The organism is Melghirimyces profundicolus, assembly GCF_003054245.1.
GTDB lineage: Bacteria > Bacillota > Bacilli > Thermoactinomycetales > DSM-45169 > Melghirimyces > Melghirimyces profundicolus.
On the sequence record NZ_QBKR01000009.1, the window covers coordinates 1 to 15,500 of the forward strand.

Genomic DNA, 15,500 nt, shown 5'->3' on the forward strand with positions numbered 1-15,500 from the left:
GCTTGGCGCTGGTGGTTGCAGCGGGTTCAGCGAATGGTGATCTTGGTCCTCACCTGTTCTTCCGACTTTCTTCGACAACTTTTTGCGACTTAGCTATAAATCTCAAAGCAGTACTAGGGAGGAGCGAGCAGGAGAAGAGTCAGGAAACAAACGGACAGAAGTGAAGCGGGCATCTGCGCTCAGCGTGGAGAGGTGCCGGGTGTTGGGAACCTATTGGATGATCATCCAATTTTCTGTTTCCAGGTCCGGTGACCATTACTTCAGCCCTTCCGTGGCAGGCCCTGGGGAATAAAATAAACTATCAAATCTATGTGGGATTGGTACCTAATCGACTCTCCATTTCTGGTAATAAGGTTCATGATTATGCCGGAAACCGGATGAAGAGAGATGAAGGAAAAAATTGATTCGCTGAAAGGTGATCAAATGTCGATTAAAAAGCACCATGTGAAAAGCAAACTCGCCGTCGTTTACCAACTCATTCACACTCCTGGGGTTGCCGACTATATTCCTGAAACGGAACTGCTTAACAAAAGTTCGTTGCAACGAATGATACAGAAATATGAGAAGGTCTACCTCAAACCGGACAGAGGAAGAAAATCCAAGGGAGTGATAAGAGTTGAAAGGTTAAAAGGCAACCGGTTTAAAATAAGGTACGGATCCCTCCAGAAATATGCAGATAAGAAGGATATATGGAAAAAAACAGATCGTTTGACAAAAGGAAAAAGATACATCGTTCAACAAGCCATTGAAAGTGTGACAAAGGATCGGCGGCACTTTGATCTTCGTTGCCATTTAGTGAGAATTCAAGGTCAATGGAAGGTTGGGGGGATCTGTGGAAGGTTGGGGGAACCGGGAAGTATTGTGACCACTTATCATTCCGGGGGTACCCCGACTCCCCTGAACACTCTCCTCACCCGACACTTGAATTATTCCGGCAGAAAGAAAGAGAATATGATCCGGCGATTGAAGGAATGTGCCATCCAAGCAGTCCACCATGTGAGCAAAATGTATCCGAATCTCAAAGAGTTCGCCGTGGACATGGGAATCGACCCCAAGAGGAGAATATGGATTTACGAGGTAAACATTGAACCGCTGATTCGGGCAAATTTTAAAAAGTTACCCGATAAAACGGTATATCGAAAAATTAAAAAGGTGAGAAAAATCGCCAGGTAAAAAATTTTACGATGAATCGTAAATAACTTTAAATCCCGATATGGGATTTTTATTTTTCCAGGTAGTCTGAGCAAGTTGCTGTCAATAACTAAACCAACCCAGCGGCCAAAATAACTTTGGTTCGCTGGGTTGGTGCAATCTTGGAGGGGGTTTTTGCATTGGTTTGTGGATTATTCGCGAATCCTTTCCTTTTAGGTTCCATTTAACCCGGTATTCAAGCACTCCGGCATCAACCCTTTTTATATCTCATAATTCGACGGTACATCGTTTGGTCTTTCAGTTTGCGGAAGTGGGATGTCATGGGGAGTCGATTCGCTTCGATGATCCAGATATGTCCGTTCGGATCCACCCCCATATCCATTCCGAACATGCGATGGTCAGGGTATCGGTCGGTCAATCTCTGGGCAGAGAGCAAAGCAACCCTTTTAATTTCGGACAGGATGCTTTTTTCGGAAAGATGTTTCAGAGAAGATTTTTGGATCGCGGATTCAACTGTCAGCAGGGTCCCTTTGCTCCTTTCATTGTTGGTGACAATGTACCCTTTTCCGGCCACTTTAGCCACTTTTCCCGTCACTTTCCATGAATCGGAGCTCTTTTTTCGTTGAACCATCACCCGTATATCAAACGGGCGGTTGCGTATTTCCGCAAGTTGAACCCGTTGCTGGACCATATACTTCCCGGACCCGATCAACTTTTTGATATACCGGTACATTCTGCTGAACCCCCGCTTCGTTTTCTTCTTTTTATCGATGTGGATTTCATAGCGTTTGTTTTCTAACCTTGATACCAGGATCACACCAGATCCTCGGCTCCCGATCTCAGGTTTCAGAATCACCTGTCCGTACTTTTTCATCATTTTTCGCAACGCTTTTGAGGTAAGAAGCTTTGTTTTCGGCAGATGGGGTGCCAACCGGTCATCCTCCGCCATAAATGTGTATCTCAACCATTTGCTTAGTCGAAGGCTCCGTTTCACTCACTGTCCCCCTTTCGGAACATAACCGATGACTTTTAGGTAACTTTCCAAAAGGTTTAGAAATCGATCGATATCTTTGGGGGTGATATCGCCGATATTGGCGATTCTGAATGTTTTCGACTTCTCGAGTTTACCGGGATAAATCGTGAAGTTCCGGTCGTAAAAATAATCGTGCATTTCCGTGAAACTGTATCCGGCGCAATCCGGTTCAAGGATGGCTGTGATGAGTTTGGAATGATGTTGCTCCGGGACGAGACAGTCCAATCCAAGCCGGACAATCCCGTTTGTCAACGTTTCCCACGATTCAGCGTACCGTTGGTATCTCCCTTGGACTCCCTCTTGTTTCACCTCCACAATCGCTTGTTGGAGGGCGTACAGAGTTTGAACGGGCGGGGTGAAACGCATTTGACGGGTTTCCAAGAAAAACTGATATTGAGCATGCAGATTCAGGTAGTAATTTCGCCCTTTCTTGTTCTTCAAGTCATTCAATTTGCCAAGGTCAGCGATCACGAAGGAAATCCCCGCCATCCCTTGAAGGTTTTTGTTGGAACTTGCAGCCAGAAAACTGATATTCATCGCCTTCATTTGGATCGGGATCGCCGCGAATGAACTCATGGCATCCACAATCAGATCCATCCGGTATTTCCTGCATAATCGTCCGATCGACCCGATATCGTTTAACAGACCGGTGGTCGTCTCATGATGGACGACGGCGAGATGGGAGATCTTATGAGAGGAGGTTTGGATCCGTTTTTCCAAGGCGTGCAAGTCGATGGAGTCATCGGGAGGGCTGTTGAATTCGATGAAATTTAATCCATAGGCTTCCGCAATTTCGCACATCCGTTTACCGTACGCACCATTGTTGATAATGAGCAAGTAATCCTCATCCACCACGGAACTCAACATGGATTCGACCGCCGCCGTACCCGATCCGCCGAACAATACGGTGGCATATTCTTGCGGATCGGCCACCAAACGGGTCAGTTCCGTGGACACGTTTTCCATCAGGCGACCAAACTCCGGTTCCCGCGGGCAGATATCGGGTACCACTTGCGAGTATTTAACGGTGTCTGTCGTGGTAGCGGGACCGGGAGTGAGCAGAATGTTTCTCTTGACCGTCCGCATATGATTTTCCCTCCGTTAATCAAGGGAGTGATTGTTAATAAATGTCTTTAGCCGCTCTTTCACTTCATAGGGTTTGATTTTGGGGCGGCCCAGTTGTTTCCGGGATCCTTTGGAAATTTTCATATATAGAAAAGTCAATCCGCCGCTTTGCCTCCATTCGCGCAAGGCGGCTTGCAACTCTTTCAGGCTGTGGATGTAAATCGATTTTGTGTAACCACAGGAAGCGGCGATTTCCACGAAATCGGTATGATGAGAGACCGTGCTTTGCCCTCCCGTCGAATCGTGGGCATGATTATCGAGCAGGATGTGGAGCATGTTTCGTGGGCTGTAATAACCGTTGGTGGCCAAACTCCCCATGCGCATGAGCAGAGAGCCATCCCCGTCGATCACAGTGATTTTCAGATCCTTCCTGGTCAGTGCCATGCCGAGTCCGAGAGAACTGGAACATCCCATGGAACCGACCATGTACAGATGGTTTGGGGCATCCTCGATTTCATATAATTCCCGGCCTGTTTTTCCGGTTGTGGCAATCAGGACGGTGTTGCTCTTTTTCCATGCGCTGATGACGGGGAGTGCTTCATGCCGGCAGGGTATTTGATCCTTGAACCCTGCGTTTTTTTTCTTTTTGATACGGTTTCGTTGAAGGGGAGGCGTTTGTTTTTTCAGGGGTTCATCGGCAAACGTCCCTTTCTTCACGACAAAAAAGAAAGGACGGTTGCCGGCAATCCATTGATTGGCCTGGGACAGTTGTTGTCGGGCTTTTTTCAGATCGCAAGACAAAAACTGCCATTTCACTTGCATTAAATCCAGCATTTGCGTGGTGATTTGCCCCATCAGTTCATGCTGCGGTTCATCAGGAGTACCTGGTTCCCCGCGGAGGGTGACAAAACCGAGAACCGGAATCCGAAACGGATAGCTCAGAGAGACCAACGGGGAAACCGCGTTGGTCAGCCCTGAATTTTGCATCAGGACCACGGATTTTTTCCCCGCCAGCCAGGCCCCGGATGCGATTGCGACGGCGTCGCCTTCGTTTGCCGCTGCGACATATTCGCATTCGTTGATGGCGTAGTTGATCAGATTTTTGAGAAAGGAGCACGGAACCCCGCTGTAAAACGAGAACCCCAATCTTTGCAGTTCATTCCCGAATGCTTTTGTATCCAGCATCGACTGTCACTCCACTTTCTTTTTGGCCGGAAAGTATTTCTTTTCCGCGGCCATCAGCTCTTCCGCTCGTTGCAGGCGGAAGATTTCCTCGACGGTTGCCACGTTGCTCTCCACATTTATCAGGCTTTTCTCCCGATGGAGTTGTCTCGCTGTTTTTTGCATCGCATCGATGGACGCTCTCATATTGTGGTTGGCCCAAATGATGAGGTTGATCCCCAATTCCTTAAACCGGGCCGTGGGAGTGGAATAATATTTGGTGGGCACAATGACCACCGGGTGCCTTCCGTTCCATTCTTTCATAAATGCCTCGATTTCCTTGATGTCCGACCGTTTGCTGTGGATCAGGACAGCGTCCGCACCCGCTTGCCGATATGCTTCCGCCCTTCGCAGCGCTTCCTTCAAACCCCAGCCCGCAATAAAAGCCTCCACCCTCGTGACGACAATGAAGTCTTCATCCTGTTGCGTGTCTTTCATCGCTTTGATTTTGCCGCAAAACTCCTCTACATCGGCAAGGGGTTGGGCTTTACTGTTAATAAAGGAGTTGGTTTTTGGAAACAGCTTATCTTCTATGCAAACGCCCGCTATATTTCGCTGCTCCAGTTTTTGGACCAGCCGCCTTGCGTTATTGAAATTCCCGTATCCCGTATCACCATCCAGCAAGATCGGAATGGATGTGGCGTCACTCATAAACTCCAAAACATCCAATACTTGGGTCCAGGAAGCTTCGTTGTTATCCCGGACACCCAGGCTTGCGGAGATGGTGAATCCGCTTGCCCAGATTCCTTTAAAACCGGCTTCCTCCACGATTTTTGCGGACATTCCGTTATGAGCTTCCATGATAAAATCCAGGTTCTTCGAGTAAATGGTCTCTTTTAATGTGGTTGTTTTTTTCATTGAATTCTCCTTTTCAGCAGAATCGTATTTAGTCATATAAAATATTTAGAGTAGAGATGAAATGAACCGGCTGGTATCTACTTGGATCTACCCAATTTACAAAACAAGACAGCGTTTATTGCCCTTGGGTTGATTGAATGGATCAGAACCCTCTGATGTGGGAAAGAACCGGCACGGGCCGTCCGTTGTTTCAATATTCGGAAACTGAGGATTGCAGTAAAAACACGCTTTCTTAAAGGAGTGCAGCAGATCCGCAGAGATGATGTCATCTGCGGATTATTTTCATGTACAGTATTTAAACAACCCGTTGTCAACGGATGTCCAGGCAATGAATAAGAGAGAAGCATAGGGTATACCAACGTCACAGGAAGGATGGGATCTCAGTCTATGGGGAAATATTCGGTGTACCCGATAAGAGTTGGATTATTGAAGGGCCTCCGGAGACAAACCGTTTCCGTGTCTTACAAAATATTCCTACGGTTGAATTCACCCTCAAAGATAAGGCTGAAAGTGGGTCAGTGGGAAACAGCCGTTGATCTGATTCAGCACTCATCGGACGAAAGAATTCTTTTGTCCGATGATCTTCTGTCAAAAAGCGGTTTGTTCGACGGGACGGAATGTCACGTAAAGGCAGGGGGTAAATACCTGCAATTGGGGCCCTTGATTGGTGTGTTCACCCGACGGCACTACATCCGAAGGCTGAATCGACAGAACGCCACCTTTCGTACCTCGGAGATGTTGAAGGCGAGCTCTGAAGCGGGGACAGTCATTTACCATTTCAGTGTTCGGGACCTGAAGCTGAAGGATAAAACTGTGAAGGGGACCGTTTTCAACCCATTAACCCAAAAATGGAAAAAAAGAATATTCCCCTTACCGGATGTCCTTTATGACCGATCCAGTGGGAGGGCTTACCGGAAATATAAGCGACATGTCTGGGCCAGAAAGAAAATGGATGAGATGAACATTGCCAAGATGAATGCTGTTCATTATTTTGATAAATGGGAGTTATTCCGCCAATTGGGTCAATACAGAAATGTGAGCAAATATCTTCCGGAAACCCGGGTATACCAACCTTCCAGGCTGAAGAACATGCTGCTGAGAAATCCCGTGATTTACTTGAAAGCAACGATAGGCGGCATGGGGACCCGGATTATGCGCATAGAGAAAGAAGGCGGTGGTTATCGATACAGTGTATACAGAAGAAAACTGGAGAGCAATCGTCTATCCTCCGTTCAGAGAGTGAACCGAAGAGTAAACAGTTTCTTCGGTCCTGATCGAATTATTATGCAGCAGGGCATCCAATTGGTAAAAGCAAATAATGGAAACGTGGATATGCGCGCGACGGTACAAAGGAACGGAAAAGGGGAATTGGAGATCAACTCCATAGCGGTGCGAATGGGAAAAGAAGGATCTCCGATCACCAGTTCACGGACGGGGTCCAACATTGTACGTTTGGATGAGTTTATGAAAGCATCCGGATATTCGAATGAATTGAAAGAGAGGATCCATAAATTTCTGATCAGGGTCTATCGCAGGATTGAAGATGTATACGGACCGTTTGGAGAAATGGGAATCGATTTTGGTTTGGATGTATCGGGGAACATCCGCTTCATTGAATCCAATTCCAAACCAGCCAAAGATTCGCTTTATAAAGCCTTTGACAGGAAAACCATCGACCTCGCATTCCGAAATCCGATGGAATATGCCAAGTACCTTTCGGGTTTCCGTTCCGAACTGCCGTAGACCGTTTATTGCCGTCAGGGGAATAACTCCCGGATTCGATCTGGGAGTTATTGGCCCATGATTCTGATTTTAATGGAAACAATGATCCTGTGAAGGGAAGACCGGTCCTTTTTGATGCTTGATTTAACCGTATTTTTTTTTGATATAGCGGTGGGTTTTAAGTGCCCGTCTATACATTTTTCGCTTGCCTAATTCCCTGAACATTTTTCGGAACATCGGGGAGGAATTCATCTCGATAAACCAGATATGACCTTGCTGATCCACCGCCATATCCAACCCGATGATCCGTAGATTAAAGTGGGTACCGAAGATTTCGGATATTTTGTGACACAGATCCGTTAACTCCTTCAGAGCCTCAGGCATCTTTATGGAAGGGTGGGAGTTCAATGCCTTCTCCAACGGAAAAGGCTTGGCTCCCCGGATATGATTTGTAACGATCCGGTCCTTTCTCCCCACCCGGGCCAACCAACCTGAAATTTGCCATTCATCTTCCGGTTTGTGCATCAGAATACGGATATCATAAGGGTTTCCATTCAGAGTAGCCAGGTTCAGTCCTTGTTGGACAATATATTTGCGGGGTTGATCCATCCTTTGAACCAATGTTTTATAAAGCATGGAATGCGGTACTTGTTCGATTTGATCATTGCTGCTTGATTGAATCATGCACGTGCCGTCTTTTGCCGAGACCCGGTAAATCCCGTTTCCCCGGTGGTTGGAATTGGGTTTTAAATAAAGTGTTACGTGATGATCGATCATTTGTTGCAATGTTTTTTTTGAAAACCAGACGGTTTCGGGAACATGAGGTTCCAGATCAGGGTTTTCGACGAGGAGATCATGATATTTCATCTTATCGGAAACATATCGTTGAACCGCCAAACAAAAAACCTCCATTCTTATAAAATATAAAGTATGGCACAGAGGAGGGGATATCTCCAAAAAGGGATGAAGGGCAAAAGCTGAATTCTCTCCTTTCTTGCTTTATATGATTTAAAGTATGAAAATAATATAAAGGTTGTTCCTCAGAACTCATTTTTAGGTGTTTCATAGAAGGAATTTGGGCTTACGGTAATCATGGGTCTTGATCCAAAAATAAGAAACCCCCGCAAATCCGGGGGTTCTTCTGAATTAGTTATTTCTTAAAAGGATGGTCTGAATCTGGTTGACCAACAGATTGACGGCCACCTGGTTGTATCCTCCTTCGGGGATGATCAGATCGGCATACCGCTTGCTGGGCTCGATGAACTGCAGGTGCATCGGGCGGACGACGGTCAGGTATTGCTGAATCACCGAATCCAACGTCCGGCCCCGGTTTTTCATGTCGCGCTCCAGTCGGCGCAGGATCCGCACGTCGGCGTCGGTGTCCACAAAAACCTTGATGTCCATCCGGTCCCGGAGGCGTTCGTCCTCCAGAATGAGGATCCCTTCCAGGATGATGACATCCTTCGGCTCCACGGTGACGCTTTTGGGAGCCCGGGTATGTTGACTGTAATCATAGACGGGTTTTTGAATGGGCTCCCGTTTTAACAGTTTGTCCAGGTGGTCCAGCAGCAGGTCCGTGTCAAAAGCGAGAGGGTGATCGTAATTGGTTTTAATGCGCTCCCCCATCGGCAGATGGGACTGATCCTTGTAGTAGGCGTCCTGCTCAATCAAAGCCACGGAGTCGGAAAAGCGTTCGCAAATATTGCGGGCGACGGTGGTCTTTCCGGAGCCGCTCCCTCCGGCTACACCAATGATGATCGGTTTCATCTAGGGTTCCTTCCTTGTCCCTCGATCTTGAAAGCCAAAAATTGATCCGCTTACCACTTCGTGATGATAGCAATTCCAGGTGCTTTTTTCAAGCAAACGGAACAGAGTGGGACTTTTCGTGCTTTTTGAACCCCGAAAAAGTTGCGGATCGGGTTCATCCGTTCACCTGCCGAATGACAGAAATACCCTTCCCTCTGCAAACCGGGAAGGGCACTTCTTTTTTTTCCGCGGGATTCAGTCGTTTCGGGGGCCGGCGTTTCGGATGACATCGCTTACACCGGAGAAACGTCGGAAATTCTTCCGGAAGCGACGGGCCAACTCCCTTGCTTTCGCGTCGTAAGCTTCGGGGTCTTTCCAGGTGTTTCGGGGGATGAGAACTTCCGTGGGCACCTCCGGGCAACGGTCGGGAACATGGATCCCGAAAACGGGGTCCGGCGTGAAGCTCGCCTCTTCCAAGGTTCCGTCCAGAGCGGCCCGGACCATGGAACGGGTATATCTCAATTCCATCCGTTCCCCTTCCCCGTAAGGACCGCCGGACCAGCCGGTATTCACCATGTAGACGCGGACGTTGTGACGGTGGATCTTTTCTCCGAGCATCTCGGCGTAAACCCCTGCCGGACGCGGCAGAAAAGGCGCGCCGAAGCAGGCGGAAAAGGTCGCTTCGGGTTGGGTGATTCCCCGTTCGGTTCCGGCCAATTTGCTGGTGTAGCCCGACAGGAAGTGGTACATCGCCTGTTCGGGCGTCAGTTTTGCGATCGGTGGCAATACACCGAACGCGTCAGCGGTCAAGAAGATGATCACCTCGGGATGCTCCCCGATTCCGGGGACTTTGGCCGAAGGGATGTGCTCCACCGGATAGGCGGCTCGGGTGTTTTCGGTAAGGGAGCTGTCATGGTAGTCCGGACGCCTTTCATCATCCAATACCACGTTCTCCAGTACGGCACCGAAGCGGATGGCGTTCCATATCTGCGGTTCTTTTTCGGCGGACAGGCCGATGCATTTGGCATAACAGCCGCCTTCGATGTTGAAGATCCCGTTGTCCGACCAGCCGTGTTCGTCGTCACCGATCAAACTTCGCGCCGGATCGGCGGAAAGGGTGGTTTTGCCGGTCCCGGAGAGCCCGAAGAAGAGAGCCGTGTCTCCCCCGGCACCCATGTTGGCGGAGCAATGCATGGGGAAAATCCCTTTTTCCGGGAGCAGGTAATTCATCACACTGAAGACAGACTTCTTCATCTCGCCGGCGTACTGGGTTCCGCCGATCAGGATCACCCGGTGTTTCAGACTGATGACAATAAAGGTTTCGGAACGGGTTCCGTCACGTTTCGGATCCGCTTGGAAAGAGGGAGCGCTCACCACGGTGAAACGGGGTTCATGGACGACGGGTTCCTCCGCCGAGGAACGGATGAACAGCTGTCTGGCGAACAGGTTGTGCCAGGCCAGTTCGTTGATGACCCGGATGGGCAGGCAATATTCCGTATCGGCTCCGGCAAAGCCGTCAAAAATAAACACATCCCGTTTCCTGAGGTGGTCCCGGACCCGCCGGAACAGACGGTCAAAGTTTTCGGGATCCATGGGACGGTTAACGGTTCCCCAGTCAATCTGTTCCCGTATTTCCGGGTCCTCCACCACATATTTATCCTTGGGGGAACGACCGGTAAATTTTCCCGTCGTGGCGCAGAAGGCGCCGTTGGAAGCAAGATGCCCCTCTCCCCGCTCCAACGCCTTTTCCACCAGTCGGGCGGTGGACAGATTGCGATATACCGTCCCTTCCAGCACAAGGTCCAAGGAGCATTGGGCGTCAATATGTGTTTTCATCTGTCCATCCCTTTCTTTCTGCCGTACCATATAGTATGAAAAGGAAACTGAATCGCAACGACTGACGGAAAAAGTATAACACATTTCGGTTTTGGTTTGAATCGGTATGGGATAAAGGACAGAGTAAGCCTTTGGCACTGGGTGGTTGACCCATTGACTTGAAATCGAATAAGTGTTATCTTCATACAGAATGAATAAGTTTGCGGGAGTGTTTGAATGAGTCAGCTAGCGGAAGGATCCGTCGTGACCGGAGAAGTCGTCGCCATTAAACCTTTCGGTGCCTTCGTTAAATTGGAATCCGGGGAAACGGGTCTGGTTCACATCTCACAAATTTCCAACAAATTCGTTGAAAAGGTGGAAGACGAATTGTCCGTTGGGGATGCGGTAAAGGCGAAGGTGCTTTCCATTGACTCTTCCGGTAAAATTTCTTTGTCGATCAAAGCACTGACCGACGACCGTCCGCGGGGTGGACGTCGTGGTCGCCGGGGAGCCCCGGACTTTGAGGATATGATGAAGAAGTGGATGAAGAGCAGTGAGGAACGCCTGAGCGCGTTGGCGGCCAAACAAAAGAAAGGCCGTTGAGACATAAATATTGCATCGTTGCCCGTCACATCTTCCGGAAGACCCCACGGAAGGTGTTTTTTATGGCAAAAAGCCCGCCGGGATCGCCTCGGCGGGCTTTTTTAATCGCTCCGTTCATCGAGGATTTTGACCGCTTCCTCCGAACCCTTGTAAAGCCGGATCTTAACCAATCCTTTCTCCGGAAGGTCGGATACCTCCACCGGAAAGGTGAGCTCTTTGAATTTCCCCTCTTCACCGGAAGAGACAGGGATGCCGGTGGCGGCGTTTCGTTCCCCGTCCGCGTCGTAGATCAGCACATCATAATGGAATCCGGAAAAGTCGGTTTCCAGGGTGACTTCGTATCGGCCGTCACCAACGCTTTCGGAATCCACATTTTGAAAGTGGGGATTGTCGGTTTCGCCCTTATGGCGTTCCCAGTCGTAATCATCGGAGGGAGCCTCATCCCGGTCTTTTTCCCCATCCTCTTCCCCTTCTTCCCGCGAAGGAGAGTGGGGGGATTGGCTGTTTGTCCGGTCCGGATTCGTTTCCGGCGCCGGCTTGCGATCCTCCTCGTGGTTCTCCGATTCGTTTTCGGGAACCGCCCGGTCGTCTTTTTCCGTCCGGTTCGAAGGGGGTTTCTCCCGGGCCTGCGCATCCTTCACATTTCCCGCTGAAGGATCTTCGCTTCCGTCAAAAGCCCTTACACCCATCAGCATCAACAGGGCCGCTGCCACCGCTGATGTAAGAATCAGCCATTTCTTTTGCCGGTTCCGTCTGTGGACGTTCCTTCTGGAGGCCGTCATCCGGTTGCTCCGGCTCCCCGTTGTCCCAAAATGCCGTTTCGCTTCGGTTGCCGGATCCGAGAGTTTCCCCTCACCGTAATTCCGGGTGGGGCGACGGTTCGTCTCCCTGTTTCCGGTGGGAGCAGCGTGAAGGTTTCGGAGTGCGTTTCCCAATTCCCTGGCGGAACCGAACCTCTTTTCAGGCATTTTTTCCATCGCGCGAGAGAGGATTCGGCACAATTCTTCCGGAACGTCGGGTGAGAAGGTACGGGGATCGGGGACGGGTTCCTGCAGGTGCTTCAAGGCGATGGCAACCGCCTCCTCCCCGTCGAAGGGAAGCCGTCCGGTCACCATCTCAAAAAGAACCACTCCCAGAGAATATAGGTCGGAAGGATAACCGGCCCCTTCTCCCCTTGCCTGTTCGGGGGAGAAATAGTGAACGGATCCCATGACATACCCGGTTTTGGTGATGGTCGAGGACCGGGTGGATCGGGAGATGCCGAAGTCCGTCAGCTTGAAATGGCCTCCGGGGGTGCTCATGATATTGTGAGGTTTGATGTCCCGGTGGACAATCCCGTTTTCATGGGCGTGGGCCAGCCCGTCACAAATTTGCGAGGCGATGGCAACCGCCTCTCCGGGAGGGATCCGGCCCCGGTCCCGGATCAGCTCCATCAGAGTGGGACCTTCGATATATTCCATCACCATGTAATAAGTGTGGCCTTCACTGCCCGCGTCATACACATTGACCACATTGGGGTGGGACAGGCTGCCGGCAGCCCGGGCTTCCCGGTGGAAACGTCGGATAAATGCCTCGTCGTGGCTGAGGGACTCGTTCATCACTTTCACGGCGACATGGCGGCCCAAGGCCGTGTCGTTCGCTTTGTAGACGACGGCCATCCCGCCGCCGCCCACACGCTCGATGATCTGATACCGGCCGCCCAACCGCTTTCCTAGCACCTTCATCCACCTTTCTCTGGTTAAAGCGATCCATGACCGGCCAAAAGGGCGGCCACAGGCTCGTTAATGATTCTATCACGACCGTAATGTTATAAAAATAATATTTGACAAAAAAGTGTTTCATCTTGCAGCAAAAAAACCGGAGGCGGAGGATGATCCTATCCGCCCGGTTTGAATACGGCGATCAGGGAAGGGGCGTGGCGGCGGTTCAGAAAGCGGTATTGGACGGCCCGGTAAGCTCGGGGGTCCAATTCATGGATGTAACGGAGGACTCTGTCGGCTTCTTCCGCCCCGCCGGGATGACGGGTGTAGAGAACGGCGGTGAGTATGCCGCCGGGAGAAAGCCATTCCAGCGCCTGGGAGAGGGCGGGGAGGGTGGTGGCGGGACGGGTGATGACAGTGGGATCTCCCTTGGGAAGATACCCCAGGTTGAACATGACGGCCGATACCTTCCCCTTCCACTCGGGGGGAAGATATTCTTTCATCCGGTGGTGTCCCTGATGATGAAGAGTGACCCGGTGGGCCACCCCGTTGTCCCGAAGCCGGGCTTCGGCCCGTTCCAACGCTTCCCGTTGGATATCGAAACCGTGGACCTTTCCTCCGGCCCCCACGCTCCGGGCGAGAAACAGGGTGTCGTGTCCGTTGCCCACCGTGGCGTCCACGGCCCATCCTCCAGGTGGCAACACCCCTTTGACCAGTTGATGGGCAAAGGGGAGAGTGGCCGGCAAACTCATCGACCGGCTCCCTGTTCCCGGCGGGGGAGAGGAGTGGGGCGGGAGGGGGACCATTTTTTTCCTTGCCAGGAACTGCGCTGTTTCAGTTCGTCGTCGATGGCGTTGAGGGTCTCCCACTTCTTGGTGCTCCACAAGGGGCCGATCATCAAATCGGGGGGGCCGTCCCCGGTCACCCGGTGGATCACCATGTCAGGGGGGAGCGTTTCCAGGGTGTCGGCCACAAGCCGGACATAGGTCTTCTTGTCCAGGAACTGAAGAAGCCCCTCCTTGTATTGTTTGACCATCGGTGTTTTTTTCAGCAGATGAAGAGAATGAATTTTGAGTCCCTGGATATCCATGGCGGCACAGGCTCTGGCGGTTTCCAACATCATCTCCTCGGTTTCCTGGGGAAGACCGAAGATGATGTGGGCGCAGGTGCGAATGCCGTGACGGCGAAGTTTGGCCACGCCGTCCAGGAAGCAGGCGTAGTCGTGCCCCCGGTTGATCAGGTCCGAGGTGGTGTCATGGACGGTTTGAAGGCCCAGTTCGACCCATAGATAGGTCCGCTCGTTCAATTCGGCTAAGAGCTCCACCACGTCGTCGGGCAAGCAATCCGGCCGGGTGGCAATGGACAGGCCGACTACGCCGGGCTGCTCCAGAACCGTCTCGTACATGGGGCGCAACACCTCAACGGGAGCGTAGGTGTTGCTGAAAGCTTGGAAATAGCCGATGTATTTGGCTTTGGGCCATTTTTGATGCATCCGGTTCCGAACCGTGTTGAATTGCCGGACGAGGTCTTGGCGCCGATCGCCGGCAAAATCACCGGAACCGCGGGGGCTGCAGAAGGTGCAGCCCCCGGCGGCCACCGTTCCGTCCCGGTTGGGGCAGGTGAAACCGCCGTCCAAGGGGATTTTGAACACTTTCTCCCCGAAGTGACTGCGCAGGTGGTGGTTCCACGTATGATATCGTTTGTCTCCCCAAAAAAGAGGGACCGGTTCCATCGGTTGGGTGTTCAGGTCGGGCATGAGACATCCGTCCTTTAAAGAGCAGAATCAATCTCCATTATACCTGGATAGGGTTCAAATCCAAAGTTTGATTCTCGGCGGAATTGGGAAATCCTTTATCAGAACCGGGCAACGTGGACTCCGAGAACCGAAAACGGAAAGGAGAATCCCCGTGAATCAAGATATTCAACCCCTGATCGACGGATTAAATGAAGATTTGGCCTGCGAATACGCGGCGGTGATCACTTACACTTACAACGCCGCCATGGTGTCCGGGCTGGCCCGGCCGATTCTGAAGGAGTTTTTTGAAAGAGAAGCGCAGGATGAGATCAAACACGCCAGCTACCTTTCGGAAAAAATTGCCGCGCTTGGAGGGACGCCGGTGGTGCAGCCGGCCGAGGTGAAGCAGGCAAAAGAAGTCCGGGAAATGCTTGAAAACTCCATCGCGGATGAAGAAGCCACCATCCAACGATACCTGGAACGGATTCAACAGGCGGAAAAAGCGGGCCAATACGGCCTGAAGATCGAACTCGAAGATATGATGGCCGACGAGTCCAACCATAAAGAAGAATTGCAACGTCTGCTGAATGATCCCCGTCTGTAAGGGGAAACGTAAAAAAACCGCGACCGAAGGGTTGCGGTTTTTTGTGGTTCCGGATGACTCCTTGCTCCCTTCAGTGCCGGTTCATCGGAAGAGGGTCATGGCTGTTCCACCGCTGTTTCAATATCTGTACTTGTCAACTGTGCATATCTGTTATAATACGCAAAATACAGTTATATCAATGGAAGGATCGATTTTCTGTCAGTGTTGACGGTGCCGGATGTGAGGTGTATCATGCAATTGTAATGG

At 50.9% G+C, this 15,500-nt stretch carries 14 protein-coding genes; 4 read left to right on the forward strand and 10 right to left on the reverse strand.

What is annotated here, in order from left to right:
* The first annotated feature begins 387 nt into the window (after positions 1-387).
* Positions 388-1,173 (forward strand): YheC/YheD family protein, encoded by a 786-nt coding sequence (locus C8P63_RS07710; RefSeq protein WP_108022872.1) that lies wholly within the window; start codon positions 388-390, stop codon positions 1,171-1,173.
* Positions 1,174-1,402: 229 nt separating this feature from the next.
* On the opposite strand, the gene C8P63_RS07715 is transcribed toward C8P63_RS07710, so the two are convergent.
* From C8P63_RS07715 to aepX, 4 genes are read right to left on the reverse strand one after another with little or no spacing between them, the layout of a single operon-like run.
* Positions 1,403-2,146: a YheC/YheD family protein gene (locus tag C8P63_RS07715; RefSeq protein ID WP_108022874.1), complete on the reverse strand. Its 744-nt coding sequence runs from the start codon at positions 2,144-2,146 to the stop codon at positions 1,403-1,405.
* On the reverse strand, positions 2,147-3,271 hold the full coding sequence (locus tag C8P63_RS07720; protein WP_108022876.1) for a 2-aminoethylphosphonate aminotransferase: 1,125 nt from the start codon (positions 3,269-3,271) through the stop codon (positions 2,147-2,149).
* A gap of 15 nt (positions 3,272-3,286) precedes the next feature.
* Positions 3,287-4,435, reverse strand: coding sequence for a phosphonopyruvate decarboxylase (aepY, locus tag C8P63_RS07725; protein WP_211308261.1), 1,149 nt, complete (start codon positions 4,433-4,435; stop codon positions 3,287-3,289).
* Positions 4,436-4,441: 6 nt separating this feature from the next.
* Positions 4,442-5,329, reverse strand: coding sequence for a phosphoenolpyruvate mutase (aepX, locus tag C8P63_RS07730; protein ID WP_108022878.1), 888 nt, complete (start codon positions 5,327-5,329; stop codon positions 4,442-4,444).
* Between the two features lie 510 nt (positions 5,330-5,839).
* On the opposite strand from aepX, the gene C8P63_RS07735 reads away from it, so the two are divergent.
* Entirely contained in the window at positions 5,840-7,072 is a 1,233-nt protein-coding gene (locus C8P63_RS07735; protein WP_170109560.1) for a YheC/YheD family endospore coat-associated protein, read from the forward strand.
* A gap of 123 nt (positions 7,073-7,195) precedes the next feature.
* Here the strand turns inward: C8P63_RS07735 and C8P63_RS07740 are convergent, their stop codons facing one another.
* The 3 genes from C8P63_RS07740 to pckA all read right to left on the reverse strand — a co-directional run bounded on the left by C8P63_RS07740 (position 7,196) and on the right by pckA (position 10,633).
* Positions 7,196-7,948, reverse strand: a complete 753-nt coding sequence (locus C8P63_RS07740) for a YheC/YheD family protein (protein WP_170109561.1) — start codon at positions 7,946-7,948, stop codon at positions 7,196-7,198.
* Positions 7,949-8,197: 249 nt separating this feature from the next.
* The gene (gene udk, locus C8P63_RS07745; RefSeq protein WP_108022885.1) at positions 8,198-8,818 is read right to left on the reverse strand and encodes a uridine kinase; all 621 of its coding nucleotides are present in this window, start codon (positions 8,816-8,818) and stop codon (positions 8,198-8,200) included.
* A gap of 234 nt (positions 8,819-9,052) precedes the next feature.
* On the reverse strand, positions 9,053-10,633 hold the full coding sequence (gene pckA / locus C8P63_RS07750; RefSeq protein WP_108022887.1) for a phosphoenolpyruvate carboxykinase (ATP): 1,581 nt from the start codon (positions 10,631-10,633) through the stop codon (positions 9,053-9,055).
* Positions 10,634-10,849: 216 nt separating this feature from the next.
* On the opposite strand from pckA, the gene C8P63_RS07755 reads away from it, so the two are divergent.
* On the forward strand, positions 10,850-11,215 hold the full coding sequence (locus C8P63_RS07755) for a S1 RNA-binding domain-containing protein (protein WP_108022889.1): 366 nt from the start codon (positions 10,850-10,852) through the stop codon (positions 11,213-11,215).
* Positions 11,216-11,316: 101 nt separating this feature from the next.
* On the opposite strand, the gene C8P63_RS07760 is transcribed toward C8P63_RS07755, so the two are convergent.
* The 3 genes from C8P63_RS07760 to mnmL all read right to left on the reverse strand — a co-directional run bounded on the left by C8P63_RS07760 (position 11,317) and on the right by mnmL (position 14,671).
* Positions 11,317-12,939 (reverse strand): protein kinase domain-containing protein, encoded by a 1,623-nt coding sequence (locus tag C8P63_RS07760; protein WP_245920774.1) that lies wholly within the window; start codon positions 12,937-12,939, stop codon positions 11,317-11,319.
* Between the two features lie 152 nt (positions 12,940-13,091).
* Complete coding sequence (gene mnmM, locus C8P63_RS07765; protein WP_108022893.1) at positions 13,092-13,667, reverse strand: tRNA 5-(aminomethyl)-2-thiouridylate-methyltransferase MnmM; 576 nt, start codon at positions 13,665-13,667, stop codon at positions 13,092-13,094.
* Complete coding sequence (gene mnmL / locus C8P63_RS07770) at positions 13,664-14,671, reverse strand: tRNA modification radical SAM protein MnmL/YtqA (RefSeq protein WP_245920776.1); 1,008 nt, start codon at positions 14,669-14,671, stop codon at positions 13,664-13,666. The genes mnmM and mnmL overlap by 4 nt, the downstream gene beginning before the upstream one ends.
* A 151-nt stretch (positions 14,672-14,822) precedes the next feature.
* Here mnmL and C8P63_RS07775 point away from each other — a divergent pair, with 151 nt between their 5' ends.
* On the forward strand, positions 14,823-15,254 hold the full coding sequence (locus C8P63_RS07775) for a ferritin-like domain-containing protein (protein ID WP_245920777.1): 432 nt from the start codon (positions 14,823-14,825) through the stop codon (positions 15,252-15,254).
* The last annotated feature ends 246 nt before the right edge of the window (positions 15,255-15,500 follow it).